Source organism: Sediminihaliea albiluteola (assembly GCF_014077625.1).
Taxonomy (GTDB): Bacteria; Pseudomonadota; Gammaproteobacteria; order Pseudomonadales; family Halieaceae; genus Sediminihaliea; species Sediminihaliea albiluteola.
This window is the reverse complement of sequence record NZ_JACFXU010000013.1, coordinates 1,266,389-1,291,876: the sequence shown is the minus strand read 5'-3', so window position 1 is coordinate 1,291,876 and position 25,488 is coordinate 1,266,389. Positions and strand designations below refer to the sequence as shown.

General features: G+C 53.8%; 24 protein-coding genes. 11 read left to right on the top strand and 13 right to left on the bottom strand.

From position 1 onward, the window contains the following. Positions 1-295: 295 nt before the first annotated feature. Positions 296-1,516, bottom strand: a complete 1,221-nt coding sequence (locus H2508_RS06800; RefSeq protein WP_182170600.1) for an Nramp family divalent metal transporter — start codon at positions 1,514-1,516, stop codon at positions 296-298. A gap of 134 nt (positions 1,517-1,650) precedes the next feature. Between H2508_RS06800 and H2508_RS06795 the strand changes: the two genes are divergently transcribed. From H2508_RS06795 to H2508_RS06780, 4 genes are read left to right on the top strand one after another with little or no spacing between them, the layout of a single operon-like run. Further along, the gene (locus H2508_RS06795) at positions 1,651-2,511 is read left to right on the top strand and encodes a glycosyltransferase (protein ID WP_182170597.1); all 861 of its coding nucleotides are present in this window, start codon (positions 1,651-1,653) and stop codon (positions 2,509-2,511) included. Positions 2,512-2,566: 55 nt separating this feature from the next. Beyond that, positions 2,567-3,289: a hypothetical protein gene (locus tag H2508_RS06790; RefSeq protein ID WP_182170594.1), complete on the top strand. Its 723-nt coding sequence runs from the start codon at positions 2,567-2,569 to the stop codon at positions 3,287-3,289. Continuing rightward, positions 3,250-3,771: a ribosomal protein S18-alanine N-acetyltransferase gene (rimI, locus tag H2508_RS06785; RefSeq protein ID WP_182170591.1), complete on the top strand. Its 522-nt coding sequence runs from the start codon at positions 3,250-3,252 to the stop codon at positions 3,769-3,771. Before H2508_RS06790 ends, rimI begins: the two co-directional genes overlap by 40 nt. Beyond that, positions 3,771-4,172 carry a hypothetical protein gene (locus H2508_RS06780; protein ID WP_220463592.1) on the top strand — a complete coding sequence of 134 codons (402 nt, stop codon included), beginning with the start codon at positions 3,771-3,773 and terminating at the stop codon, positions 4,170-4,172. Before rimI ends, H2508_RS06780 begins: the two co-directional genes overlap by 1 nt. A 59-nt stretch (positions 4,173-4,231) precedes the next feature. Here H2508_RS06780 and H2508_RS06775 read toward each other — a convergent pair whose 3' ends face one another. The 7 genes from H2508_RS06775 to metG all read right to left on the bottom strand — a co-directional run bounded on the left by H2508_RS06775 (position 4,232) and on the right by metG (position 12,113). Continuing rightward, a complete protein-coding gene (locus tag H2508_RS06775) occupies positions 4,232-4,945 on the bottom strand; it encodes an electron transport complex subunit E (protein ID WP_182170588.1) in 714 nt (237 codons plus the stop codon). Next, positions 4,945-5,634 carry an electron transport complex subunit RsxG gene (gene rsxG / locus H2508_RS06770; protein ID WP_182170585.1) on the bottom strand — a complete coding sequence of 230 codons (690 nt, stop codon included), beginning with the start codon at positions 5,632-5,634 and terminating at the stop codon, positions 4,945-4,947. Before rsxG ends, H2508_RS06775 begins: the two co-directional genes overlap by 1 nt. Then, a complete protein-coding gene (gene rsxD / locus H2508_RS06765) occupies positions 5,634-6,662 on the bottom strand; it encodes an electron transport complex subunit RsxD (RefSeq protein ID WP_182170582.1) in 1,029 nt (342 codons plus the stop codon). The genes rsxG and rsxD overlap by 1 nt, the downstream gene beginning before the upstream one ends. Position 6,663: 1 nt before the next feature. Then, positions 6,664-8,694 carry an electron transport complex subunit RsxC gene (rsxC, locus tag H2508_RS06760; RefSeq protein ID WP_182170580.1) on the bottom strand — a complete coding sequence of 677 codons (2,031 nt, stop codon included), beginning with the start codon at positions 8,692-8,694 and terminating at the stop codon, positions 6,664-6,666. Continuing rightward, complete coding sequence (gene rsxB / locus H2508_RS06755; protein WP_182170577.1) at positions 8,691-9,302, bottom strand: electron transport complex subunit RsxB; 612 nt, start codon at positions 9,300-9,302, stop codon at positions 8,691-8,693. The genes rsxC and rsxB overlap by 4 nt, the downstream gene beginning before the upstream one ends. A 6-nt stretch (positions 9,303-9,308) precedes the next feature. Continuing rightward, positions 9,309-9,887 carry an electron transport complex subunit RsxA gene (rsxA, locus tag H2508_RS06750; protein WP_182170574.1) on the bottom strand — a complete coding sequence of 193 codons (579 nt, stop codon included), beginning with the start codon at positions 9,885-9,887 and terminating at the stop codon, positions 9,309-9,311. A gap of 177 nt (positions 9,888-10,064) precedes the next feature. Next, complete coding sequence (metG, locus tag H2508_RS06745; RefSeq protein ID WP_182170571.1) at positions 10,065-12,113, bottom strand: methionine--tRNA ligase; 2,049 nt, start codon at positions 12,111-12,113, stop codon at positions 10,065-10,067. Between the two features lie 225 nt (positions 12,114-12,338). Here metG and apbC point away from each other — a divergent pair, with 225 nt between their 5' ends. Together apbC and dcd are read left to right on the top strand one after the other, a co-directional pair. Further along, complete coding sequence (gene apbC / locus H2508_RS06740; RefSeq protein ID WP_182170552.1) at positions 12,339-13,154, top strand: iron-sulfur cluster carrier protein ApbC; 816 nt, start codon at positions 12,339-12,341, stop codon at positions 13,152-13,154. Positions 13,155-13,174: 20 nt separating this feature from the next. Then, the gene (gene dcd / locus H2508_RS06735) at positions 13,175-13,741 is read left to right on the top strand and encodes a dCTP deaminase (protein ID WP_182170549.1); all 567 of its coding nucleotides are present in this window, start codon (positions 13,175-13,177) and stop codon (positions 13,739-13,741) included. Positions 13,742-13,789: 48 nt separating this feature from the next. Here dcd and H2508_RS06730 read toward each other — a convergent pair whose 3' ends face one another. Genes H2508_RS06730 through purM form a run of 3 tightly spaced genes read right to left on the bottom strand, consistent with a single transcriptional unit; the run spans position 13,790 to position 16,285 of the window. Next, entirely contained in the window at positions 13,790-14,635 is an 846-nt protein-coding gene (locus H2508_RS06730; protein WP_235964943.1) for a DUF3108 domain-containing protein, read from the bottom strand. Continuing rightward, a complete protein-coding gene (gene purN, locus H2508_RS06725; protein WP_182170546.1) occupies positions 14,583-15,245 on the bottom strand; it encodes a phosphoribosylglycinamide formyltransferase in 663 nt (220 codons plus the stop codon). The genes H2508_RS06730 and purN overlap by 53 nt, the downstream gene beginning before the upstream one ends. Continuing rightward, positions 15,242-16,285, bottom strand: coding sequence for a phosphoribosylformylglycinamidine cyclo-ligase (gene purM / locus H2508_RS06720; protein ID WP_182170543.1), 1,044 nt, complete (start codon positions 16,283-16,285; stop codon positions 15,242-15,244). Before purM ends, purN begins: the two co-directional genes overlap by 4 nt. Before the next feature lie 161 nt (positions 16,286-16,446). Between purM and H2508_RS06715 the strand changes: the two genes are divergently transcribed. The 4 genes from H2508_RS06715 (at position 16,447) to H2508_RS06700 (ending at position 20,488) form a co-directional block, all read left to right on the top strand. After that, entirely contained in the window at positions 16,447-17,511 is a 1,065-nt protein-coding gene (locus tag H2508_RS06715) for a DUF2066 domain-containing protein (protein ID WP_182170540.1), read from the top strand. Continuing rightward, positions 17,499-18,581 (top strand): AI-2E family transporter, encoded by a 1,083-nt coding sequence (locus tag H2508_RS06710; protein ID WP_182170537.1) that lies wholly within the window; start codon positions 17,499-17,501, stop codon positions 18,579-18,581. Before H2508_RS06715 ends, H2508_RS06710 begins: the two co-directional genes overlap by 13 nt. A gap of 3 nt (positions 18,582-18,584) precedes the next feature. Further along, a complete protein-coding gene (hda, locus tag H2508_RS06705; protein ID WP_328799330.1) occupies positions 18,585-19,298 on the top strand; it encodes a DnaA regulatory inactivator Hda in 714 nt (237 codons plus the stop codon). A gap of 164 nt (positions 19,299-19,462) precedes the next feature. After that, complete coding sequence (locus H2508_RS06700; protein WP_182170534.1) at positions 19,463-20,488, top strand: OmpA family protein; 1,026 nt, start codon at positions 19,463-19,465, stop codon at positions 20,486-20,488. A 53-nt stretch (positions 20,489-20,541) separates the two neighbouring features. On the opposite strand, the gene H2508_RS06695 is transcribed toward H2508_RS06700, so the two are convergent. Together H2508_RS06695 and H2508_RS06690 are read right to left on the bottom strand one after the other, a co-directional pair. Then, positions 20,542-21,315: an amidohydrolase gene (locus H2508_RS06695; protein ID WP_182170531.1), complete on the bottom strand. Its 774-nt coding sequence runs from the start codon at positions 21,313-21,315 to the stop codon at positions 20,542-20,544. A 43-nt stretch (positions 21,316-21,358) separates the two neighbouring features. Continuing rightward, entirely contained in the window at positions 21,359-21,829 is a 471-nt protein-coding gene (locus H2508_RS06690; RefSeq protein WP_182170528.1) for an Lrp/AsnC family transcriptional regulator, read from the bottom strand. Between the two features lie 131 nt (positions 21,830-21,960). Here H2508_RS06690 and H2508_RS06685 point away from each other — a divergent pair, with 131 nt between their 5' ends. Continuing rightward, complete coding sequence (locus tag H2508_RS06685) at positions 21,961-25,464, top strand: indolepyruvate ferredoxin oxidoreductase family protein (protein ID WP_182170525.1); 3,504 nt, start codon at positions 21,961-21,963, stop codon at positions 25,462-25,464. Positions 25,465-25,488 lie beyond the last annotated feature (24 nt).

Below are 25,488 nucleotides of genomic sequence, written 5' to 3'. Positions count from 1 at the left end.
CGCTGCTCATAGCGGTGTTATTGGTCTTGTGGCCCTAGCTATTTTATATCTGGTGGTTGACAGAGTTGGCTGCCCTCCAAGGCTAAAAGTAAGGTTATCACGGCTTATTGATAAAAACGCCCTGTAGAACCTTGCGATAGGGACTATTTATGACAACTTTCGCCGTATGGGTAGTGATTATAAAAAGACAGCTTCATTCTGTCATTGGTAGTGCAAGTTGTGCTTTTTAAAACGACACTACCAGTAGTGTTCGTGCCTGAGTCAATGAGCAACGATTGTCGTTCTACGTGCCTTTTTAGATTAGGCCAGCAACTTGCAATAACTTGACCGCCCCCAAACCCAGAGCGACCAGCACCACAAATGCTCCGAGGGTGTTGGCCACTGGACCGTTGACATGCTCGCCAAGACGCTGGCGCTGGTTCATAACTACCAGTAGAAAAATCGCCACGATAGGCAGTAAAAAGCCATTGGCGACTTGGGCAAATAAAATCGCGGCCAGTGGCTGACTACCTAGAGCGGCAAATACCGTACCGGTAGCGAGCACGAACAGCCACACTAAGCGAAAGCCTGGTGCTGAGAGCTCACTGCGCCAGCCAAGTGCTCCGCAGACCGCAAAGGCGGCGGCCAGCGGAGCGGTAATTGCGCTAGTTAGGCCACCGGCAAATAGGCCAGCGGCAAATACATAGCGCGAAGAGGGGCCCAGTAGCGGTTCAAGCTGTAAGGCGATGGAGTCGCCGCTAAAGGCTAAGCCGGTTTGGAAGAAAGCGGCAGCGGCAGTGCTGAGGATGGCTAGCGTGACTAAGCCTCCAAGGCTAATCGAAAGGCCAGTGTCGAGCCGGGACTCCTTTAGGGACTGCTCAAGATCTAGGGTGGCTGGCCATTTTTCCCGTACCGCGTTGGCATGCAAAAATAAGTTGTAGGGCACTACGGTGGTTCCGATAAGTGCTATTACCGTCATCACCGAGCCCTCGGGCAAGCGGGGCCGAAACATGCCATCGAGTATGGCTATGGGGGAGGGGGCAACCATCCAAGCCGTCAGTAAAAAGACCGTGCTCATAACCAGTACTAAAAGCACTAAGGCAGATTCCAGAATTCGGTAGCGGCCACTAAACAATAATATTCCCGCGCTGATACCAATAAGCGTGGCCCAGAAGCCACTGCCTAATGGACTTACTAACTCCAATGCCAGTGCCGCCCCAGCAATGTTGCCGGCCTCGTAGGCAGCGTTGCCGGCGCCAACCGCGGCAATGACTAAGAGCACAGCAGCTCGGCCAAACAGGGGGTTTTGAGAATAGGCGCGCATTGCTTCGGCCAGACCTTCGCGAGTGACAAGGCCTAAACGAGCCGCCATTTCCTGCAAAATAATGGTCGCAAAGAGTGAGAACAACAAGGCCCACAGTAAAGCAAAACCAAAATTGGCCCCCGCACTACTAGCGGTAGTAATGGTGCCAGGACCTATGAAAGCAGCGGTGACCAGTAAGCCGGGGCCGAATTTACGCATGAATGCGGAGGACATGCTGTATTCCTTGCGGTGATTTCAGCGCTGATATTACCAGTGGCGGAGCCGGCTGAGCAGTCTAGCCAGCTGTCTTTGTCAGTTTTTATGATCTGCTCAGCAGTTCGCTTACTTGCCCAAGCTGAGCTGCTATTATGCGCGCCATGCCATCGACTGCCGACAATCGCCTGACTCTTTCTATCTCCTTAGTGCTTTATCACAGCTCATTGGAGCTGTTATCGCGCACCTTGCGTAGCCTTGAGCTCGCTTTGTATCACGCTCGCGAAAGTGGGCGCCTTGCACAGGCGAGCCTGCAGATTGTGGATAATACTGGGTCAATCGGGTATCAAAGCCAATTGGAAAAGCTGTTAGCTGACTTAGCTATTGCCCAGGAGCTGCTGGTCGTCAACTATGCTCAGGCCAAGAGTAATGAGGGGTATGGAGCAGGACATAATCAGGCACTGTCACAGGCTAACAGCGATATCCACTTAATCCTGAATCCGGATGTGGAGCTAGCAGAGACAGCCCTGTCGGAAGGGCTCGCTACCTTCGCTAAGTTACCGCAGGTTAGCTTAGTGGGGGCTGCAGCTACTGGAGAGGGTGGCGAAGCGGAGTATCTTTGTAAGCGCTATCCATCGATTTTAGTGTTGTTTTTGCGTGCTTTGGGCTGGTCCTGGTTACAGGCGCCTTTCAAGCGCCGGTTGCACCACTATGAGATGCGCGAGCTAGCTGATGCCACAGAAGAAACTGAGGTCTTGTTAGTCTCGGGCTGTTTTATGTTGGTTAAAACAGCCCACTTAAAAGCACTGTCGGGCTTTGATGAGCGTTACTTTCTTTATTTTGAAGACTTTGACTTGTCCTTGCGGCTGGCTAATTTTGGCTCGGTGGTTTTTAATCCAGCGCTGCGCATTGTGCACCACGGTGGCTACGCCGCGCGTAAGGGCTGGCAACACCGGCGACTTTTTATACGTTCTGCAGGACGCTTCTTCAATCAATATGGCTGGTGTTGGCTGTAAGGCATAAGGCAAAACCTGCTAGACTGCGCTCCTGAATTCTTTTTTGATATCCAGCATGTTAACAAGCCGAGCTCTCCAACATAGCGCCTACCTAGAAGCCCTGGGTATCGAGCAGTACGTGTCTCGCTGGGATCTTGCTGGGGCTGCGCCAAGCCAGCGCATAGCCGTAGCCATAGCGCAGGCGCCTGCCGAGGCAGAGCCCCCTGCGGAAGCGCTCTCTGCTAAAGAAGTATCGCCGCATAAGCGGGCCTCGCTAGAAGAGCGCCCAGTAGCGCGAGCAGAAATTCTAGCGCGCCCTACAGTAGCTAAGAGCGATGTTAAAAGTGCAGTTAAGAAGCCAACTACGACTGAAGTACTGCGCTTTAATTTTGCTCTTATTACAGTGGGCCCATTTCTTTGGTTGGATAATGCAGCGGGCGGGGTGCTTGAGCAGCGGCAAATGAATTTGATCATGGCGATGGCCCGTGCCCTTGCTGCGCCAGCTAATCGACCGCAGGTCGAGCAGTTTCAGTGGCCACTCAATAATAATCGACAGCTTGATCACGGTGCTGAGGCCGCACGCGCCGCACTGGAGGGCTTTCTATTGCGCAGAGTGGAGCTTCAGCAATGTCGTGCAGTGATTGTTTTGGGAGAGCTAGGGAAAAGCTTGTTAGCCGACTGGGCACCGCTGGACGTTCCTGTTGTCACAACCTTAAGCAGCGCTGAGATGATGTCAGATCCGATGCTTAAGAAAGAGGTGTGGCAGGACTTACGCAAGCTGCGTCTTCCCCTTCAGTGACTTACTTGATTCGAAGGGCCTGTGCCCGCGATGCCGCAGCGATGTCGGCTATCGATGGCAGGGTTTCACTGACAGCCTGGTCGGAAGGTCAGTTTAGGGCGGCCTGCGCTGAAAGTTCTGATCTTCAACAGCATAGAGAATACGCCTTGGTTGCTGAGCATGATGAGCAAGTCCAGGGCTTTGTGGTATGCCAAGTTGTGTTCGATGAACTGAGCATTCTTAATGTGGCGGTTAGCCCAGCAAAACAGCGCCAAGGCATAGCCCGAGCTCTGCTTAATCAAGTTTTGGCGACAGCTCCTACAGGAGTGCTGCGCTGCTTACTTGATGTGCGTGAGTCAAATGTCGCCGCCCGAGCTCTGTACCGTAAAATGGGTTTTGATGAAGATGGTTTGCGGCGCAACTACTACACGCGGCCCGAGGGCCGAGAAGACGCAGTGTTGATGTCCTTACAAGTGCCTGATAGAGATTCAAAGGGGATATGATGAACGTGCTTGAAACCGAGTGGTGGAGCATGGTGGTGCCACCAGAGTGGTGGGCCGAAGAAGAGGATGACAGCATCCTCGTGGGCGACCTCGATGATGTTGGCTGCATCGAGATTAGTACCTTGCATAAGGAGTCGGGTGACTTCAGTGCTGAGGAATTATTAGCAATCGCTGAGAGTGAGCTCTCACAAAAGGTCCAGTGGAAATCGCTGACACGCGGCGATTTTGAAGGCTGGACCGCGAGTTTTAGTGAGGAAGGAGCAGCTATTCGAGAGTGGTACTTAGCTGCTGGTGCAATGCTCTTATTCGTGACCTACAGTTGCGATCTGGATAACCGCGGGATGGACGATGCAGCGGTGGACGAAATCCTCGATACGCTGTTGTTATTGTCCTCGGACTAAGCTTTTCATACAGACTCCGGTCATATGATAGCTGGCTGCGGGGCTTAGCTGCCCCGCCACTAACTAATAGTACCGGTGACCCTGACTCGTTTTGAGCCTACCACGGGCTCTGCTTTATGCGCATCCTGCCGCCGTTTGATTTGTGCGTCGATCAGGTTTTTACCTGCGATCAGCAAGCCGGTAAAAATAAATGCTCCCGGTGGCAAGATCGCTAATAAAAAGGCTTGGTAGTCTTCTATCAAGACCAGCTTCCAGTCCGCCGCCATCGATCCAAACAGTAGGTCCATATCGGCAAATAATGCGCCGGTGCCAGCGAGTTCGCGCAGAGCACCGAGTAACACCAAAATCACGCCAAAGCCCAAGCCCATCATCAAACCATCATACATGGCTGGGGCCAGTGAGTTTTTACTGGCGAAGGCATCAGCCCGTCCCAAAATCACACAGTTAGTCGTAATCAGTGGCAGAAAAATGCCGAGAATTTGATACAGCTCATAGGCAAAGGCCTGCATGATTAATTCGGTACAGGTGACAGCGGCGGCGATGATCATCACAAACACTGGTAGGCGCACTGCATCGGACACAATGTTGCGGATAATTGACACTGCAGTGTTAGAGCAGAGTAATACCAATGTGGTTGCGGCAGCGAGACCGAGGGCGTTGACCACGCTGCCGGTTACGGCCAATAAGGGGCATAGGCCCAACAATTGTACGATGGCTGGGTTGTTCTTCCACAAGCCGTTTAGAGATAGATCTTTGTAGCTGGCTGATGCCATTACAGTGCTCCGGGCCCACTGTTGGAAGCAGGCTCTGCTTTATCGTTTGTGGTAGCGCTGTCCGGCTTAGTTGAGGAGCCGAACAAGTAGTCGTGATGTGTCTGAGCGTACTCTAGGGCGCGTCGCGTTGCAGCGACAACAGCACGGGGCGTGATAGTGGCACCAGTAAACTGATCGAATACGCCGTGATCTTTTTTGACGGCCCACTGCTCTACTGAGGGCTCGGTCAGTGAGCGGCCATTGAAGCTGAGAACCCAATCAGACTTTGCCAGATCTACTTTATCGCCCAGGCCCGGTGTTTCACGGTGGTTTAGTACTCGCACACCAGCCACTCTGCCATCGCGCTTAACACCGACGATTAATTCAATGTCGCCGGAGTAGCCATCTGGGGCAATGACAGGAAGTATCACGGCATGGGCTTGCCCGGCTTGGCGTGCAACATAAATGGTTTTGTCTTCACGCAGACCAAGCCCAGTCTTGCCTGCTTTCGCCACTAGGGTGTCATCTAGCATATTGTTGTCATGCAGTCGGGCAGGGACAATTTCTAGCAGAGCTTTTTCTTCTGCTTTGCGGCGCTCTTGAGCAATTGTGTCTTTGGTGAGCAAGTAAGTGCCGGCAATGAGTAGCGTAGTCACTACGGCAAATAACGCTAGCAACAGGCTATTGCGGGTGATCGACTGGCCGAGCATTAGTGCTGCTCCGTTTTTTTACGGTGACCATAGGTCGGTGGCTGGGTGTAGTGATCGATAAAGGGTGCGGCAAAGTTCATGATCAAAACTGCAAAGGCGATGGCATCTGGATAGTTACCGCTGACCCGGATGATATACACCAGCATGCCAATTAATGCGCCGTAGATAAGGCGGCCTCGCAGAGATACGGCTGATGTGACCGGGTCAGTGACGATAAAGAAAGCTCCAAACATGGTGGCGCCACTGAGCAGGTGGAATAGGGGGGAGCCGCCGCTGGCGGAGCTGCCGCCATCATAAAAAATGGCCGATAGCAGCGCTATGCTGAGAAGCATGGCGACGGGGGCATGCCAGGTAAAAATGCGACGGTACAACAACCAGGCGCCGCCAGCTAAAAATGCGAGGTTGGCCCACTCCCAGCCCAGCCCAGCCCAACGGCCAAAGATTGGGTTGTCCTCCCACAGCTGTTCAATTAATAAGCTATTGTTTTGTTTGAGTACATCCAGAGGAGTTGCTTGGGTCACGCCATCGTAGAGCGCAGGTAAAAAACAAGCCTGCAAGGCATCTAATAAGCCCGGAACTTCCCCCACGCCACGAGGCGCGGTCCAAGCAGTCATCTGGACAGGGAAGGAAATCAGCAGGACAACATAGCCCACCATGGCTGGGTTGAAAGGGTTGTAACCTAGACCACCATAGAGGTGTTTGGCCAATATGATGGCCGAGGCGATGCCCACTGCGATTAACCACCAGGGCGCGTAAGGCGGCATCGCAATGCCCAGCAATGTGGCTGTGACAAGTGCGCTGTAATCTTTCAGGTAAAAGCCGATGTCGCGGCCGCGGAGTTTGAGAGCTAGCGCTTCAAAGCTCAGGGCTAACAAGCTGCCCCAAAGAATATTCACTAGGGTGCCAAAGCCAAAAAAGTAGGTCAGCACCACAATGCCCGGCAGCGCAGCTAATAACACCTGCTGCATAACCCGCTGGGTACTCATTGGACCGTGGGCGTGGGGTGATGTAATACGCAATAAAGCCATATTAAGAGGCCTCCATCGCGTTGAACTTGGCTAGTTCTTGCTCAGCTTCTGCAAGTTTACTTTGCAGACGTTGTTCGGTGGCCTCAAGGGCATCCACTATTTTTGCTTCCTCACCGGCACTGCGGCTTTCTGCCAGGCGCTGACTGGTTTTTTCCAATCTTTGGCGCAGGTTATCGACCTGTTTTTGTAGTTTTTCTTGGGGACTCATGTCGCCAGCAGCTGCCCGGGCAGCCTTAGCTTTGGCAATAGCGGCCTGGGCGGCATCACCCGTATCGTGACTGCCTTCTGTTGCCTGGGGCTGCTTGGCTTGGTATTCAGCCAGCGCCTTCTCGGCTTGCTCGAGTTTTACTTGGGTTTTATCGACACCTTTTTGCAGTGCCTCGACCAGCTCTGAGCCTTCTTCTTGGGCTTGTTTGAGCTTGCTGCTGGCCGTTTCGAGACGCTTGCGCGTGCTGGCCACGGCTTTTTCTAACTTTTCTAGCTCACTTTCAGTGGCAGCGCTCTGTTGCTGGCTCGCCTTTTTGGCTTTGGCCCGCTCAATCGCCGCTTGGATTGGGTCCTCAACGCTGTCGCTGTCAGCTGCTTGTTGAGCACGCAGTTCGGCGGCTTTTTTACGTGCGGCACGCTTCGCTGCTTTTTCTTCCTCTTCACGCGCCAAACGCTCTTGCCGTGCCTCAAAACGCAGCCGCGATTGCTCGGACTTTTCGTGATCACGGCGCTGCTGCAAAATATCTGCCTTGGATGCGCGGTAGTACTGCACTAACGGGATGTTGCTCGGGCAGACGTAAGAGCAGGCACCGCACTCAATACAATCAAAGAGATTGTGCTGCTCTAGTTTTTCGTACTCTTTACCCTGAGAAAACCAGAATAATTGCTGCGGCAAGAGGCTGGCAGGGCAGGCTTCTGCACAGAGACCGCAGCGAATGCAAGCCTGAGCTGGCGGGGGTGCGGGTAGTTCTGATTCGCTCGGCGCCAGTAAGCAGTTAGTGGTCTTAACCACCGGCACGTTTAGGTCCGTTAAGGTAAAGCCCATCATCGGCCCGCCCATAATCAGGCGCTTGTTGCGTGTGCTGTCATAGCCCGCTAGTTCAAGCAGGTGGCTCATTGGCGTTCCCAGCAAGACTTCAAAGTTGCCGGGTTGATCGACCGCCTCACCGGTGACAGTAGTAATCCGTGAAATCAGTGGCCGGCCTTGCAGTACCGCTTGCTGCACAGCCACAGTGGTGCCTAGGTTTTGGCAGACGATGCCAATATCGGCGGGTAATCCGCCACTCGGTACTTGCTTGCCGGTGAGGATTTCGATCAGCTGTTTTTCACCACCAGAGGGGTACTTAGTTGGAAATTCAACCACCTCAATATCGCTGCCTTGGGCTGCCTCACGCAGTGCGACAATGCCCTCGGGCTTATTGTCCTCAACACCAATGAGGGTTTCCGTTGGCTTGACGATGTGCTGCAGAATTTTAACCCCAGTTATAATATCCTCGGCTCGCTCTCGCATGAGGGCGTCGTCGGCGGTGATGTAGGGCTCGCACTCAGTGCCGTTAATAATTAGGGTTTGGATCTGTGATTCAGGTTTGCCCTTAAGTTTTACCGCTGCTGGGAAGCCGGCACCGCCCATGCCGGCAATGCCCGCTTCGCGGATCAGATCAAGCAGTTCTTCAGGGCTGCGCTCGCTGTAATTGGCTAGGCCCTGCAGCGGTAGCCATTCATCCTTTCCGTCACACTCAATAACGATGCAGGGTGCGTGAAAACCAGAGGGGTGTGGTATGGCACGGTCCTCAATGGCGATGACTGTACCTGAGCTTGGTGCATGCTGTGGCACACTGACAAAGCCACCGGCTTCGGCAATGACCTGGCCTTTGAGCACTCGCTCCCCAATGGTCACCAATGGTTTGGAGGCCGCCCCTATGTGCTGAGATAGCGGTACTGTCAGTTGCTTGGGGATGCCTGCACTGCGGATGGGGCCGCCGAGGGACTGCTGTTTGTTTTCCGGCGGGTGAATACCGCCGTGGAAATCATATATCTTCCTCATGCCACGTTCCCCTTGTCAGCGTCGCTAGCGATGATGTCGAGGTTGCGGCGGCCCAGCTCCGGCAGTTTCCAGTGCCAGGTTTGTAGGTTTTCTTCCTGGGGAATCATATCGATACAGTCAACTGGGCAGGGTTCTACGCAGAGGTCACAGCCGGTGCATTCGCTGCTAATAACTGTGTGCATTTGCTTGGCTGCGCCGAGGATGGCATCGACCGGGCAAGCTTGGATACACTTAGTGCAGCCGATGCATTCATCCTCGCGGATATAAGCAACGGCGGTAATATTTTCTTCGCCGTGCTCTGCATCCAGAGGGATGGCTTCCACGTCGAGTAAGTCTGCTAGTGCTTGAATTGTCGCCTCGCCACCGGGAGGGCACTTGTTGATCGCTGCGCCGCCGGCGATGGCCTCAGCGTAGGGCCGGCAACCAGGGTGTCCGCACTGGCCACACTGGGTTTGCGGGAGTAGCTCGTTAATTTGGTCGGCAATAGGGTTGCCTTCGGTTTTAAAGCGCACAGCGGCAAAACCGAGTAGGGCGCCGAATATCGCGCCAAGGCTTACTAGAGCTGCTAAGGCTGCTAGTAGTGGATACTGTGCAATAAGTTCAAACATCTACGGTCACACTAGCCCCGCAAATCCCATGAAGGCCAGCGACATTAAGCCCGCTGTGACCATGCCGATTGCCGCGCCTTTGAATGGTTGTGGGACATCGGCCACGGCGAGTCGCTCGCGCATTGCGGCAAAGAGCACCAGCACTAAAGAGAAGCCCGCGGCGGCGCCAAAGCCATAGAACAGCGACTGTAAGAAGTTGTGATCCTTGTTGATATTGAGCAAGGCAACGCCTAGTACCGCGCAATTGGTGGTAATCAGCGGCAGGTAAACACCCAATACACGGTGCAGCAAGGGGCTGCTTTTGCGCACTACCATCTCAGTGAACTGCACCACTACGGCAATCACCAAAATAAAGGAAATGGTTTTGAGGTAAGCCAGCCCCAAGGGCTCTAAGAGGTAGTTGTAAGTGAGGTAGCTGCAGGCCGAGGCAAGCGTAAGCACAAAAGTGGTGGCCATCGACATGCCCATCGCGGTTTCGAGTTTGTTTGACACACCCATGAACGGGCACAGTCCTAGGAACTGTACCAGTACAAAGTTGTTGACCAGAATGGCGCCAATCAACAGGATAGAGTAGTCAGCCAACATGCGTGGGTCTCGAGTCTGCGATAAAGATTTCTGGGCGGTGATCTGTAATCAGCATTGATGCTGATCAAGCCACTAATGGTAAGTAGTTATTTCCCCTCAAACAATAGTCATCATGGCATAAGCTAATAACCAGCTCCGCTAGGGCAGTATCTTGCACTGCCCGTAGCAGAAGCCGTGTTACTTAACCTGCATCCCTGGCTGCGCGCCTTGGTGGGGCTCTAAGAGGTAAATATCTTTGCCACCGGGGCCTGCTGCTAACACCATGCCCTCTGAAACGCCAAAGCGCATCTTGCGCGGTGCCAAGTTGGCCACCATGACAGTGTGCTTGCCAACCAGATCTTCAGGCTGGTAGGCCGACTTAATGCCCGCGAACACTTGGCGCTGCTCTCCATCTCCTAAACTCAAAGTCAAGCGCAAGAGCTTGTCGGCCCCTTCGACGTGATCTGCGGCGACAATTTCTACGACACGCAAGTCAACTTTGGCAAAGTCGTCAAACTCAATATACGCGTTTTCTGCGCTGTCCTGGGCAGCAGGTTTAAGGCCTGCTGAGCTACTAGCGGCGGCTGCGGTTTCAGGGGCCTGTTCGCGACTGGCCTCAAGCATCGCTTCAATTTGCTTCGCCTCAATTCGTGTCATCAGCGGTTTGAAGTTGTTTAATTGGTGTCCTAGCAGCGGGCCTTTGAGGGCAGTCCAATCCAGTGAGTGGTTCAGAAAAGCTTCGGATTTTTCTGCCATTGCAGGTAGCACTGGCTTGAGATAGCTCATCAACACGCGAAATAGATTGATGCCAACACTACAAACATCGTGAACTTCTTGCTCGCTTCCTTCCTGTTTGGCAAGTACCCAAGGTTTTTTCTCGTCGATATATTGGTTGGCGCGGTCCGCCAGCGAGATAATCTCGCGAATTGCTTTATTGAACTCTCGGCCTTCGTAGAGAGTAGCAATGTGCTCTCCGCGCTCAATAAATGACTGGACTAGCTCGGGTTCTGAGCACTGCACAGTTAAGGTATTGTCAAAGCGCTTGCGCAGAAAGCCTGCGCAGCGGCTGGCAATATTGACCACTTTGCCCACGACATCGGCGTTAACTCGTTTGGCAAAATCTTCCAAGTTTAGGTCAATGTCGTCGACTGATGCGCTGAGTTTGGCGGCAAAATAGTAGCGCAAATACTCGGCCTCTAGGTGCTCTAAATAGGTGCTGGCCTTAATAAAGGTACCGCGGCTTTTAGACATCTTAGTGCCATTGACTGTCAGGAAGCCGTGCGCATAAATTGCTGTGGGCGTACGCAGCTTGGCGGAGTGCAGCATGGCGGGCCAGAACAGACCGTGGAAATTGATGATGTCCTTGCCGATAAAGTGGTAGAGCTCGGTGTCACCTCCGGGCTGCCAATAACGGTCAAAGTCCAGGTCTTCGCGTTCGCAGAGATTTTGGAATGAGGCCATATAGCCAATCGGAGCATCAAGCCACACGTAGAAGTATTTGCCGGGTTCCCCGGGAATTTCAAAACCGAAGTAGGGGGCATCGCGGCTAATATCCCACTCTTGCAGGCCGGCATCGGTCCATTCGCGCAGTTTATTGGCGATTTGCGGTTGCAGCGTGCCGGAGTCAATCCACTCCTTGAGCATGTCGCTGAACACCGGCAGGGTAAAAAAGAAGTGCTCTGATTCTTTCTCGATCGGTGTGGCGCCAGAGAGTGCTGAAACCGGGTTAATCAGGTCGGTGGGGCTATAGGTCGCGCCACAGGCTTCACAGTTGTCGCCGTATTGGTCCTCTGCTTTGCAGCTCGGGCAACTGCCCTTGATGAAGCGGTCTGCTAGGAACAGCTCCTTTTCTGGGTCAAAGGCCTGGGTAATAGCACGGCTCACAATATGACCATTGGCCTTCAGTCGCCGATAGATTTCCTCACTCCAAGCGCGGTTCTCTGGTGAGTGAGTGCTGTAGTAGTTGTCAAAACCGATCAAAAAACCGGCTGTGTCACGCTCGTGCTCGGCTTGGACGCGCTTGATTTGCTCTTCAGGACTGATTCCTAATTTTTCGGCGGTCAGCATAATAGCTGTGCCGTGGGCATCATCGGCGCAGACATAGCGGCACTGGTGCCCGCGAGATTTCTGGAAGCGTACCCAGATATCGGTTTGCACCATCTCCAATAAATGCCCTAAATGTAAAGAGCCATTGGCGTAGGGAAGTGCGCTGGTTACCAAGATGTCTCGGGTAGTGCTATCAGCCATTGTGAGTCTGTGTCCGTTGGGTGAAAAGGGGCGTCACTATAGCCTTTTTGGGCCCTTGTTTCATCCGCCAAAGTATCAATCACGGGCTCGGTGCTGGCTTTTGGGGATGGTGTTGGCAGCGGTGGTGGATTGTTGGCGCAGGGGTGTCAGCGTATACTGCCCTGCTCTTGTGAGAGGGCCCAGCGTCCGCTCTACGACTAGCAGTACAACCGGATAGCAGTTCTCATGAATCAGATTAAGCACATTATTGCCATCGCCTCCGGTAAGGGCGGCGTTGGCAAATCCACCACAGCAGTCAACCTCGCACTGGCTTTAAAGGCGGATGGGGCGGCTGTTGGCCTGCTCGATGCCGATATATACGGACCCAGCCAACAGCATATGCTAGGCATCCCCGAGGGCACCAAGCCGGAACAGCAGGGCGGACAATATCTCTTTCCCATCGAGGCCCACGGGCTGAAAACGATGTCGATGGGCTACTTGGCCGGTGAGCGTACTCCCATGGTGTGGCGCGGCCCTATGGCTGGCAGTGCCCTCGTTCAAATGTTGGAGCAAACCCTCTGGGGTGAACTGGACTACCTAGTGATTGATATGCCGCCGGGAACTGGGGATATTCAGTTGACGCTGTCGCAAAAAGCGACGGTAGCTGGGGCGGTTATTGTCACCACGCCGCAGGATATCGCGCTGCTCGACGCCCGCAAAGGTATCGAGATGTTCCGCAAGGTCGATGTACCGATACTGGGCATCATTGAAAATATGGCGGTGCATGTCTGTACCCAGTGTGGCCATAGTGAACATATCTTTGGCGCTGAGGGCGGCCGACGCGTGGCGGCAGATTATGGCGTGCCACTACTGGCGAGCTTGCCGCTGGCACTATCAATTCGTGAACAGACAGACGCGGGGAAACCTACCGTGGTCTCGGCGCCAGACTCCGCTGAGGCGGCCAGCTATTTTGCCGCAGCGCGGGCGATTGAGGCAGCTTTGGCTAAGCAGGGCACTGCTGCTGTGCAGCAGTTCCCCAACATCAGTATTAGCGACGACTAATTATAGGGAGCGATCAGTACGTGAGTATTAAGGCAGATAAGTGGATTCGCCGTATGGCAGAGGAACAGGGCATGATCGAGCCTTTTGAGCCGGGCCAAGTGCGCACTGATGGCGACCGGCGGCTGATTTCCTATGGCACTTCAAGCTACGGTTACGATGTGCGTTGCTCTCGGCAATTCAAAGTGTTCACAAACATCAACTCCGCCACTGTGGACCCCAAAAACTTTGATGAAAATAGTTTTGTCGACATAGAAGGTGATGTCTGCGTTATTCCGCCCAACTCATTCGCACTAGCAAGTACCGTGGAGTACTTCCGTATTCCACGCAATGTGCTGACCATTTGTCTGGGCAAGTCCACCTATGCACGCTGCGGCATCATCGTTAACGTGACTCCGCTCGAGCCAGAGTGGGAAGGGCATGTCACGCTGGAGTTCTCTAACACGACCACGCTGCCGGCTAAAATATATGCCAATGAAGGCGTGGCGCAGATGCTGTTTTTTGAGTCTGATGAGGTTTGTGAGACTAGCTACAAAGACCGCGGTGGTAAGTACCAAGGGCAGCGTGGAGTGACACTGCCCAAGGCCTGATTAAAAGCAAGTTAGCACTTGTTCTGGCGCTGCTGAGGAGCTCGGTTGTTATTCTTCCTGCTCAGCAGCCTCAGTTTCAGATGGTGCTTCAGAGGCAGCGCTGCTTAAGCTTTTCAGCGATATACCGTCGATGCTGCCACCGGTGAGCACAACTTCGACCGGTTTATCGTCTTCAATGTGCACTGTTTTTACCAAGAGGTAATCCCAGGCGGGAGCGACCCAGAAGTCTGACTTGCGCTCGGGGTCATCGTGCTGGCGCTCGAAATGCAGGGTGTGCACTGATCCTAGGGCAGTTTCTAGGGTTTCTTCACCGACAAAGTTAAGGGTGTAGTCCTTTATTCTGCGGCCATCAGCAACGCGGATAGTGAGGTCATCTCGGTGCTCGGGCTTGTTCAGCAAGAGTAGGCGCATGTATTCCAGCTGGCTCATGCGATCTAGTGTGCCGGGCTCATTTGGCAGCTCGTGCCACTCCCCTTTGTAGAGACTGCGCACGGTGTCCGCGCCGGGGCTGAAGTGTACCTCTCGTCGACGGTTGATCAGCCCTGTGCCCTGATAAACATAGGACTTGGGGGTAATCTGGCCATCTTGGATAGAAAATACGCTGACCTCGTGAAAGCCTACGACCAAAATCTTACCGCCATTGGTCAGTGTGTAGCCGCCTTCGCCGTCAGTTTTCAGTTCACGCTTAAGCGTGAGGTTCATGCCTAAGGCGCTGGTGTCGTACTTGGCTTGGTAGGGCCGTAAGTCATTTGTGGCCATAGCGGGGGCTTGCAGCATGCTCAGTAGGGCGCCAGCCGTTAGAGCGAGTGCGGCTTTGAATGTTTGGGACCTGCGCCGTGCTTCAGGCTGTGTCCGGTTGATAGGGGATACCCGTTTCTGGGATGTTCTCGCCATCGAGATACGCTCCTTCCTCGGTCAAGGTTAGCCGGCCCTGGATAAACCAGTTCGCGGCCAGGGGATAGATTTTGTGTTCCAGCAGAATGACTCGCTGTGCCAGGCTATCTGCGGTATCACCGGCCTCCACCGGTACTCGTGCCTGAATAATTGGGGGACCACCATCTAGCTCTTCGGTGACAAAGTGTACTGTCACACCGGCTTCAGAATCGCCGGCATCGATTGCCCGCTGGTGGGTGTTGAGCCCCGGATACTTGGGCAACAAAGATGGGTGAATGTTCAATAAGCGGCCCTGAAATGCGGAAATAAACACCGAAGTCAGGATGCGCATAAAGCCAGCGAGGATAACCAGATCGGTTGCCGCCTCTTCAAGCTGGCGCACTAGCGCGGCGTCAAACTCTTCGCGCGAGGCGTAGTCTCGGTGATTGATCACCGCAGTAGCTATGCCCGCCTCTGCGGCTCGCTGCAGTCCAGCCGCATCGGGGTTGTTGCTCAGTACTAGAGTAATATCCGCGGCTAAGTGGCCTGCTGCGCAGGCTTCAATGAAAGCCTGCATGTTTGAGCCGCGACCTGAAATCAGGATTGCAATACGAGGTCTTGCTTGGCTCATGAGCCGCTTAACTCCACCTCGGAGTTGCCGGCGACAATGCTGCCAATTTGCCAGGCTTGGTGTCCCGCAGCAGTGAGTGACTCAATCGCGGTGGCAGCGTGCTCAGGAGCGAGGCATAAGACCATGCCAACGCCGCAGTTAAAGGTGCGATACATCTCACGCAGCTCGACATTGCCATTTTTTTGTAGCCACTGGAAAACTTCTGGCCACTGCCAGCTGTCGGTGTCGATGCGCGCACTGCAATCTTTGGGAAGCACGCGGGGCAAGTTTTCCAATAGGCCGCCGCCGGTGATGTGTGACAGAGCTTTAACAGGTACCTGCTTAAACAGCTCTAGCAGCGCTTTTACATAGATTGTGGTCGGCTCCAGCAGTGCGGCGCCGAGTGTGGTGTCGCCGAGTGGCTGCTGGAGATCTGCGCCACTGACTTCGAGTATCTTGCGAATCAGCGAATAGCCATTGGAGTGAGGGCCGCTACTGGCCAAGCCAATCAGTACATCGCCATTGGCTACAGAGCTGCCATCGATAATTTCGGACTTTTCCACTACGCCTACGCAGAAGCCGGCGAGATCGTAGTCGTCACCTTCATACATGCCGGGCATTTCGGCGGTTTCTCCACCCACTAGGGCGCAGCCGGCCAATTCACAGCCGCGGCCGATGCCTGTCACTACGTCGACAGCGGTGTCTACATTTAATGCACCAGTCGCGTAATAGTCTAGAAATAGTAGCGGTTCAGCCCCTGCTACTACGAGGTCGTTGACGCACATGGCCACCAAATCAATACCAATAGTGTCATGAACACCCATGTCCATAGCGAGGCGCAATTTGGTCCCCACGCCATCGGTGCCGGAGACCAGTACTGGCTCACGGTAGCCCTTGGGCAGCTCACAGAGCGCTCCGAAGCCGCCTAGGCCGCCCATTACCTCGGGGCGACTGGTGCGTTTTGAGACGCTTTTAATGCGCTCTACCAATGCGTTGCCAGCGTCGATATTGACGCCTGCGTCTTTGTAGCTCAGGGATGGGGCCCCGTTGTCAGTGCTCATACGGTACGGATCCGGTCTGCAGGTTGGGAAATTGAGAGGAGGCGGCTATTCTAGCGGTAATCAAAGGGCTGTACACCCCAGAGCGGAATTGTTCACACAACTGTTGTTGAATCGCAGTGCTGTTACAATAGTCAACTTGAAAACACCGCCGAGGGAAGAGGGTGATTAATCCGAGAACGCGCAGCTGCCTAGCAGTCATGCTGGCAGCTGTTTTATCGATAGCCATGGCGGCGCAGGCCACGACTGTGCGGGATTTGTACATGGGGCAGGTCGCGGTTGAGGACCGCAGCCAATCGGAGCTGTCCCGGGCAGCCAGCGATGCCCTGTCACAAGTGTTGGTGAAGGTGTCGGGTAGCACTGAAGTGCTGGCATTGCCCGAGGTGCTTTCTGCTTTGCCCGAGGCGATGTCACAGGTGCAGCAGTTTTCCTACGCCCTAACAGGTAACGAGGAGCAGCCACTGGCAGCGCGCTTTGAGTTTGATCGGCGCTGGGTGTCGCAGTTGCTGAGGCAGGCTGGTGCCCCGCTGTGGACTGCTAACCGGCCAGAGGTCTTACTATGGCTGGTGCAGGATGGGCCCGAGGGTCGGCAGTTTGTGAACGTTGAAACCGCCCCAGAGCTGGTGGCGGCCCTTGAGGCCGGTTTTGCTCGGCGCGGCGTGCCACTGCGCTTTCCCTTGCTGGACTTGACTGACGCGGCGGCCTTGTCAGCTGAGCAAGCTTGGAATCTGAATGCGACAGTATTGCAGCAGGCTTCGAGTCGCTATCGGGTGAACGAGATTTTAGCGGGGCGTGTGACAGCTCTAGGCAGTGGTGACTGGCTTGGGGATTGGCTCTATTTGTTTGCTGATGGCCGCCTGGAGCGCAGCGTTGAGCCGCAGTCGATCGACAGTTTTCTGGCCCGAGGGGTGGACATGGTGGCTGAGAATATGGCCGACCGCTACGCTGTATCAGCCGCTAGTGAATCGACTGGCGGTGTCTCGATGACCGTCAGCAATGTCATGCATTATGCCGATTATGCCGCCATTGTGTCTTGGCTTGAGGGGCTGGAGCCCATTGAGCAGGCAAATATTGAAGAAATCAGTGGTGATCGACTCTTGTTGCGCTTACAGGCTAGGGCCGATGCATCGGCTTTAAAAGCGATCATTGAATTGAATCAAGCTTTGGTGCCGCTGGCTCACAGCGCAGCTTCACCAAGCTCAGAGTTAAATTACCAATGGCAGAATTAGATGAGCTAGCACCGATCGGTCGCAACCGCTGGCCCTGGTTTTTGGTTGTCCTAGTGCTGATTGGCTTGGCGTTCTACGCCCTGCAGCCGATTTTGTTGCCCTTTGTTTTAGGGGCCTTAGTTGCCTACTTAGGGGACCCGGTGGTGGACGCCATGGAGCGGCGAGGGATGGGCCGCACCCTGGGGGTGTGCATTGTGTTTTTGGGTTTGACGAGTTTGCTGGTGCTCAGTGTCTTAGTGACCTTGCCGGCCCTGATCCACCAGCTCAATGCCCTGATCAGCAAGATACCGGCCATGTACGCTTGGGTCACAGAGACACTACTCCCTTGGGTTCAGCAGCGCCTGAGTCTCTCAGAGGCGCAGTTGCCGGCATTTGATTGGAGCGCGCAGCTGGCGGATAACTGGCAATCTCTGGGCAAGGTGACGGCCAAAACGCTGCGCGACATCACTGGTTCCGGTGCTGGTATCTTGCTGTGGCTGTTTAACTTGGCCTTAGCGCCGGTGGTGGCTTTTTATCTGATGCGCGATTGGGATATTTTGGTAGCGAAGTTATTGCGCATGATGCCGCGTGCTTGGCAGGATAACACGGTGAGCATGGTGGGCGAGGCCGATGAAGTGTTGGGTGCTTTTATTCGCGGTCAGCTCTTGGTGATGCTTTCACTGGGGATCATTTATAGCTTGGGCCTGTGGGCGGTGGGGGTGCAGCTGGCACTGGTGTTGGGAATGATAGCCGGCTTGGCCAGTATCGTGCCGTATTTGGGTTTTATTGTCGGTATTCTCAGCTCTTTGCTGGTCGCTTACGCACAGTTTCAAGACTGGAGCATGCTCCTTTTAGTGGCTTTGGTTTTTGCTGTGGGGCAGGTCTTAGAGTCTGTTGTGTTAACGCCTGTACTGGTGGGTGATCGCATTGGCTTGCACCCGGTGGCGGTAATCTTTGCCTTGATGGCCGGCGGCCAGATTGCTGGCTTCGTGGGGGTCTTGGTGGCTCTGCCGGTATCGGCGGTGGTCATGGTATTCCTGCGCCATGGGGTGGCCCATTATCGCGCCAGTGATTTGTATCAGGGGCAATAGATAGTGGCCACGCTTAAACAAGATAGCGGTTTGCAGCTGGCGCTTAATGTCCAGTTGCGCGATGAGGCCACGTTGAGCAACTTTTTGGTGCTGTCGGAGGCCCTGCAGGTTCTGATGCCCCTGCTGGAGCGGCAGCTTGAGCCAGATGGCGAGCAAGTGATTTTTCTGCACGGGCCAGCAGATTCCGGCAAGTCACACTTGCTGCAGGCTTCATGCCACAGGGCGGGCTCGGCAGCTTTATATCTGCCACTTGCCGAATTGCGTACTTATGCCGCAGAAGCGGTGCTGGCCGATATGGAGCACATGGCATTAGTGTGCCTCGATGATGTGCAGGCTGTGCTGGGGGATGAAAGCTGGGAGCAGGCACTATTCCATTTCTTCAATCGTGCCCGGGCGACAGGCTGTCGCTTGTTACTCAGTGCAGATGCCGCACCGCGAGCTTTGGCAGTACAGTTGGCTGATCTTGGTTCGCGTCTGTCATGGGGCTTGGTGTATCATCTGCCGAGTTACAATGACGAGCAAAAGATAGCTTTGCTGCGTTTTCGAGCTGAGCGGCGCGGTTTACAGCTGCCGCTTGAGGCAGCTCGATACCTGGTTAACCGGGCGCCGCGCGCCTTAAGTGAGCTCTGGCAGCTGCTAGAGCAGCTTGATCGCCAGTCATTGGCGGAGCAAAGGGCCCTGACAGTGCCTTTTATAAAGCGCACTATGGGCTGGTAAAGAGGCTTCGCACTGTATAAATGAAACGGTTATGCGTAAAATGCACGTAATAATTACAGCACAACTTTGTTAGTAACTTAGCAATTCACTGCTATGCTTACCTTAATGTTAGGCCGCATGGCCCGGGGGTGGGTGTGCGTTTTTTAATTAGGAGATGTTAAACAATGAAAACACGAATTCTTTCCTTAGCGGCTGGTGTGGTGGCGCTAGCCTCCGTACTTGCAGCACCTGTTAATGCTGAAGTTCCAATTACTATCAACGCCGGTATCGGCCAGTGGTACTTTGATAACGACCGCAACCTCGACGACACAGCAACGCCTTGGGTGAGCCTTGAGTACGCCTTTGACGACAACTGGGCTGCGGAATTGTTTTATGCTGAAGATAAAACAAACTACCGCGGTGGCGCTGACGCCGACGTTTCTACTTGGCAGCTAGATATGCTGTACTACGGCGGCAGCTACGTTGGTGGCCCTAACCGTGTGCGCCCTTATGTTGCTTTCGGTATGGGTGAGATTGATATCGATTCTTCAACTTTCGACACCGTTGAAACCACAGCCAACCTTGGCGCAGGTCTGCGTTGGATGCTGACTCCACGCTTTGGTGCGCGTATTGAAGCCCGTGTACTGCACAGCTTTGATGAGCACCACAACGATATCCTGATGACAGCTGGTCTGAACTATTACTTCGGTAAAGTTTCAGCTGATGCTGCGCCGGCTGTTGCTGCAGCTCCTGTTGATTCAGATGGTGATGGTGTAACTGATGACCGTGATCAGTGCCCAGGCACTCCTGCTGGCACTCGCGTTGATGCCAATGGCTGCCCACTGCCTGTTGAGCGTGTAGCTTCAATCAAACTGAAAGTGAACTTTGCTTTTGACTCTGCCAATGTTCAGGAGCGTTACTTCTCCGATATTAAAGAACTGGCTGAGTTCCTGAAGCGTTTTGACGACGTAGATCTGTCTGTTGAAGGTCACACTGATAGCACTGGCCCAGAGTCTTACAACCAGAAGCTGTCTCAGCGTCGTGCGCAAGCAGTTGTTGACGTGCTAGTTAATCAGCATGGTATCGACCGCAGCCGTCTGGTAGCTAAAGGTTTCGGTGAGAGCCGCCCTGTTGCTAGCAACGACACTAAAGAAGGCCGTGCAGAAAACCGTCGCACAATGGCTACTCTGGAAGTGAAATACGCTGAATAAGCTGTTTACAGCAGGCTGCTACTCACAGTGGTAGCAACCTGCTGATGAAGTAGTTAAAAGTCCAAGTAGAAGCTATCTGCATCTAAGTGGCTGGGGAAACTCTCCCTGTAGTTAAGCAAATCGGCAGCGCTCAGTTCAGTACTGGCGCTGCCGTTTTCGTTTCTGAGATCCAGTAAACTGCGGCCATCAGCGCCAAAAGCCATACTGTCTCCGCTATAAGTCAAACCCTTCGCATCACTACCCACTCTGTTGACACCCACCACATAGGCGGAGTTCTCAATCGCCCGAGCTTGCAGCAGGCAGCGCCAGTGGCTGCGCCTTGCAGCTGGCCAGTTGGCGACATAGAGGGCTAGGTCATAGTCTTGTCGGTTGCGACTGAAGACGGGAAAGCGCAGGTCGTAACAGACCTGTTGGAGGATGCGCCATCCGCGCCACTCCACAATTTTGCGATCCTTGCCGGCAGCGTAGCGTTGATGCTCTCCGGCCATTCGAAATAGATGTCGCTTATCGTAATAGTGGCAGCCTTGAGCTGTGGCAAATAGCATGCGGTTGTAGACCGAGTCGCCGACTTTCACTGCGATACTGCCGCTAATGGCGCAGTCATGCTCTTGAGCCTGCTGTTGTAACCACTGCTCTGTATCGCCCCCTGGTGCTTCGGCATTGGCTAGGGCACGCATGGAAAAGCCAGTGGTGAACATTTCAGGTAATACGATCAGGTCGCTCTTACTATCGATGGTGCTGAGAAGCTCGGTAAATTGCCGGCGGTTGTCTGCGGGTGCCTCCCAAGCGAGTTGGCATTGAACTAGGGTGACCGTCAGGTTCTGCATGCTCTCTCCAGGACTGTATCTACAGTAATCAGGCCGAGTGTATTCATAGCTGGGTATCTAAGGGTAATTGCGTTGTATTTTTTATTTCGGTGACCGCCATGTGGGAGTGTAGTTCTCGGATAGCAGGGCTGGTGGTAAGGGTGTTTCTGACAAAGTCTTCGTAGTGACGGATATCGCGTGTCACTATTTTTAGCATGTAGTCCCAGATGCCTGTCATGGTATAGCACTCCACCACTTCTGGGTGACGTTTGATGTCGCTTTCAAAACTTTCCAGGTTTTGGCGCCCGCTTGAAGTGAGGTTGATAGTAGAAAAAACCACTATATCCATGCCCAAAGCAGCCCGGTTTAATAGCGCTACTCGGCCGTGGATTAGGCCATCTTGTTCAAGCTTGTGGATGCGCCGCCAACAGGGTGACTGTGACATGTTGAGCTGCTGGGCAATTTCTCCGGTGCTCAGGCTGGCATCTCGCTGCAGTATCTTGAGAATGTCTAAATCTTGTTTAGTCAGCTGCATAGCATAATTTTCCCAAAAGAGCGGAGTATAGCGTCTTATTTATTCATCTTAGACGGGATTCACTGGACATATCAAATAACAATACCTATACCTTTGAGCGACACTGTCATGACAAGCGAGGTGATTTGATCATGGCTAAAGAGAATGCAGGGCAGTTCCGCAAGATCTCACTAGATGATAAATACGCGCTAGATACGACCCGCGCCTACATGACGGGCATTGAAGCCTTGGTCCGTTTACCGATGCTACAGCATCAGCGCGATCAGCAGCGAGGCTTAAATACCGCGGCCTATATATCCGGTTACCGCGGCTCTCCCTTGGGGGGAGTCGATATGGCTATGTGGCAGGCAAAGCCCTGGCTAGACAAGCACAAGGTGCATTTCCAGAGCGGTATCAATGAGGACTTAGCGGCCACCGCGGTCTGGGGCAGCCAGCAAACCAACCTGTTTCAGGGGGCCAAGTACGATGGCGTGTTTGCCATGTGGTACGGCAAAGGTCCCGGCGTGGATCGCAGTATGGATGTGATCAAGCATGCCAATGCTTTTGGAACCTCTAAGTATGGTGGTGTGCTGGCAGTTGCCGGCGATGATCACGCCTGTAAGTCTTCAACACTGCCCCATCAATCTGAGCACATGTTTATCGGGGCTTCGGTACCTGTATTGAGTCCATCTAATGTGCAGGAAGTGCTCGATCTTGGCATCTATGGTTGGGAATTATCCCGTTACAGCGGTTGCTGGGTGGCCTTAAAGGCCATTACAGAGACCATGGATTCGGCCATATCTGCCGCTGTCGATCCCACTCGAATCGAGATTGTTATTCCCCAAGACTTTGAGTTGCCTGCTGACGGTGTTCACGCGCGCTGGCCTGATAAACCCCTAGAGCAAGAACTGCGGCTCAATAAGTACAAAATTTATGCTGCCAGAGAGTTTGCTCGCGTCAATGCCTTGAACCGCATTGTGATTGATAGCCCAGCAGCCCGATTCGGGATTATCACCAGTGGTAAAGCGTATTTGGATGTGATGCAGGCCCTAGAGGACATGGGCATTGACAGTGCAGTGGCTGCGGAATTGGGCTTGAGGGTTTATAAGGTCGGTATGCCCTGGCCCCTAGAACCCCGCATGACACATCAGTTCGCAGAGGGGCTGGAAGAGATCTTAGTGGTAGAAGAAAAGCGCTCTATCATCGAGGATCAAATTACTAGCCAGCTATACAATAATCCGGTGGCTGCTCGGCCGAGGGTTTACGGTGAGTTTGATGATCAAGGCAATGACTTATTGCCTAACCTAGGTGAATTGACACCGGCCATGGTCGCAGTGGCGATCCACAGCCGAGTGAAACGCTACTTTGCCTCGGATCTGATGGAGCAGCGGGTTGAGTGGCTTAAGCGTAAGGAACTGTCACTGGCAAAACCGCGTGAGATCATTGAGCGGGTGCCGCACTACTGCTCGGGCTGTCCGCACAATATATCGACCAAGGTACCTGAGGGAAGTCGCGCTCTAGGTGGCATAGGCTGCCACTATATGGCGACCTGGATGCCCGATCGGGAGACCCACACCTTTACCCAAATGGGTGGTGAGGGCGCGACTTGGATTGGACAGGCGCCGTTTACCGAAACTCGCCATGTATTTCAAAACTTGGGCGATGGCACCTATTTTCACAGCGGCTTATTGGCAATCCGTGCGGCGGTTTCTGCAGGGGTCAATATCACCTACAAGATACTCTATAACGACGCGGTAGCAATGACCGGTGGTCAGCCCATAGATGGCAAGTTGAGTGTTGGCGATCTGATCCGGCAAGTCAGCGCTGAAGGGGTCAATCGAATTGCCTTGGTGAGCGATGCGCCAGAAGCGTGGCGCGGTGAGTTTCACGGGACCGTTGGCTACAGCTTGCATCACCGGGACGAGCTCGATGCACTGCAACAAGAGTTGCGCGAATACGAGGGCACCTCAGTTATCGTTTATGTGCAGACCTGTGCCGCAGAAAAGCGCCGCCGGCGTAAAAAGGGCAGCTTAGTAGATCCGAATCGCCGTATCTTTATCAATGATGCGGTCTGTGAAGGCTGTGGTGACTGCAGCGTAAAATCGAATTGTCTATCGGTAATACCAAAAGAAACTGAACTGGGGCGCAAGCGCCAAATCGACCAGAGTGCCTGTAACAAGGATTACAGCTGCGTTAATGGTTTTTGCCCCAGTTTTGTCTCGGTTATAGGTGGTAGCTTGCGCCGGCCAGAAGGGGCGGGTGACGATACTCAAGTGCTGTTTGAGCCACTCCCTGAGCCTGTGCTGCCGACGCTAGAGAAGCCTTGGAACGCTGTGGTGACAGGCGTGGGTGGTACCGGGGTGTTGACGATTACTGCTCTGGTCGCGATGGCTGCTCATATTGAAGGTAAAGGCTGCGCCACCATGAACCAGACCGGTTTGGCACAAAAGTTTGGCGCGGTGGTCAGTCACGTCCGTGTGAGCCAAAAGCAAGAGGATATCAAAGCAGTTCGGATTCCCGCGGGAGAGGCCGATTTACTACTGGGCTGTGATCTTGTGGTGACCGCAGCTTACGAGGCATTAGGTAAAGTAGCTCATGGCCGCACTCATGCGGTTATCAACGATGCGGAAGTGGCGACTGCCGCATTTGTACTCGACCCGGACGCCCCATTTCCCAGCGAGTCCATGAAGGATAAGATTTGCTCAGAAGTGGGCGTAGAAGACACTTACTTCATTAACTCGGCGCGGCTTGCCAGCCAGTTATTGGGTGATTCCATTGCATCGAATCTTTTTCTGCTGGGCTACGCTTGGCAGCGCGGTATGGTGCCAGTGTCTGCAGAAGCCCTACAGCAGGCGATAGAGCTAAACAATGTGGCGGTCGAGTTTAATTTGCAGGCGTTTTTATGGGGCCGCCGCTGCGCCGATCAACCGAGCAAGGTTTTGGCGCTGGTAGAAAAGATGGCGCCAAGCCCCAAGCCACTGCTGCAGCAAGTCGATGAGATTATTGAAGATCGCGCAGAGCGTCTCGTTGCCTATCAGAACGCAGCTTATGCAGAGCGTTACAGGCAGTGCTTAGATAAGGTTAGGAAGGCTGATATGTACGCCGAGCAGCCGGACTCTATCAGTGTGGCAGTAGCGCGCAATCTCTATAAGCTGATGGCTTATAAAGATGAGTATGAAGTTGCTCGGCTCTACAGTGATGGGGAGTTCCAGCGTAAGCTACAGCAGCAGTTTGAAGGGGACTATGAATTACGCTTTCATATGGCGCCTCCTTTGTTCAGCAAGCGCGATCCGAATACCGGGCATCCAATAAAGCAAGAGTTCGGCCCTTGGATGCTGCGAGCTTTTGCCTTGTTAGCGCGCTGTCGCAGTTTGCGGGGTAGTCGTTTTGATATTTTTGGCTATAGCGACGAACGTCGTCAGGAACGCGCTGACATCCTAGACTACGAGGAGATTTTAGAGCTGGTGGTAGCTGAGCTGCGGGCCGATAATTACCAAGTGGCATTGACGCTAGCCCGTTTGCCGGCTCAATTACGTGGTTTTGGCCATATTAAAGAGCGTAACCGAGAGCAGTATCAATTGCATAAACAATCACTCATCGCGCAGCTGCGCGGTGAGTCAGACATAACAGCCGTCAAAATCGTGGATACGGCCTGACGGCGTTATCGCTTTACCGAGGAT

Excerpts from the sequence above, each read along its gene's own strand:
- H2508_RS06800 (WP_182170600.1), bottom strand. The coding sequence starts at position 1,516 with ATGTCCTCCGCATTCATGCGTAAATTCGGCCCCGGCTTACTGGTCACC.
- H2508_RS06795 (WP_182170597.1), top strand. The coding sequence starts at position 1,651 with ATGCGCGCCATGCCATCGACTGCCGACAATCGCCTGACTCTTTCTATC.
- H2508_RS06790 (WP_182170594.1), top strand. The coding sequence starts at position 2,567 with ATGTTAACAAGCCGAGCTCTCCAACATAGCGCCTACCTAGAAGCCCTG.
- H2508_RS06780 (WP_220463592.1), top strand. The coding sequence starts at position 3,771 with ATGAACGTGCTTGAAACCGAGTGGTGGAGCATGGTGGTGCCACCAGAG.
- H2508_RS06775 (WP_182170588.1), bottom strand. The coding sequence starts at position 4,945 with ATGGCATCAGCCAGCTACAAAGATCTATCTCTAAACGGCTTGTGGAAG.
- rsxG (WP_182170585.1), bottom strand. The coding sequence starts at position 5,634 with ATGCTCGGCCAGTCGATCACCCGCAATAGCCTGTTGCTAGCGTTATTT.
- rsxD (WP_182170582.1), bottom strand. The coding sequence starts at position 6,662 with ATGGCTTTATTGCGTATTACATCACCCCACGCCCACGGTCCAATGAGT.
- rsxC (WP_182170580.1), bottom strand. The coding sequence starts at position 8,694 with ATGAGGAAGATATATGATTTCCACGGCGGTATTCACCCGCCGGAAAAC.
- rsxB (WP_182170577.1), bottom strand. The coding sequence starts at position 9,302 with ATGTTTGAACTTATTGCACAGTATCCACTACTAGCAGCCTTAGCAGCT.
- rsxA (WP_182170574.1), bottom strand. The coding sequence starts at position 9,887 with ATGTTGGCTGACTACTCTATCCTGTTGATTGGCGCCATTCTGGTCAAC.
- metG (WP_182170571.1), bottom strand. The coding sequence starts at position 12,113 with ATGGCTGATAGCACTACCCGAGACATCTTGGTAACCAGCGCACTTCCC.
- apbC (WP_182170552.1), top strand. The coding sequence starts at position 12,339 with ATGAATCAGATTAAGCACATTATTGCCATCGCCTCCGGTAAGGGCGGC.
- H2508_RS06730 (WP_235964943.1), bottom strand. The coding sequence starts at position 14,635 with ATGGCGAGAACATCCCAGAAACGGGTATCCCCTATCAACCGGACACAG.
- purN (WP_182170546.1), bottom strand. The coding sequence starts at position 15,245 with ATGAGCCAAGCAAGACCTCGTATTGCAATCCTGATTTCAGGTCGCGGC.
- purM (WP_182170543.1), bottom strand. The coding sequence starts at position 16,285 with ATGAGCACTGACAACGGGGCCCCATCCCTGAGCTACAAAGACGCAGGC.
- H2508_RS06710 (WP_182170537.1), top strand. The coding sequence starts at position 17,499 with ATGGCAGAATTAGATGAGCTAGCACCGATCGGTCGCAACCGCTGGCCC.
- H2508_RS06700 (WP_182170534.1), top strand. The coding sequence starts at position 19,463 with ATGAAAACACGAATTCTTTCCTTAGCGGCTGGTGTGGTGGCGCTAGCC.
- H2508_RS06695 (WP_182170531.1), bottom strand. The coding sequence starts at position 21,315 with ATGCAGAACCTGACGGTCACCCTAGTTCAATGCCAACTCGCTTGGGAG.
- H2508_RS06690 (WP_182170528.1), bottom strand. The coding sequence starts at position 21,829 with ATGCAGCTGACTAAACAAGATTTAGACATTCTCAAGATACTGCAGCGA.
- H2508_RS06685 (WP_182170525.1), top strand. The coding sequence starts at position 21,961 with ATGGCTAAAGAGAATGCAGGGCAGTTCCGCAAGATCTCACTAGATGAT.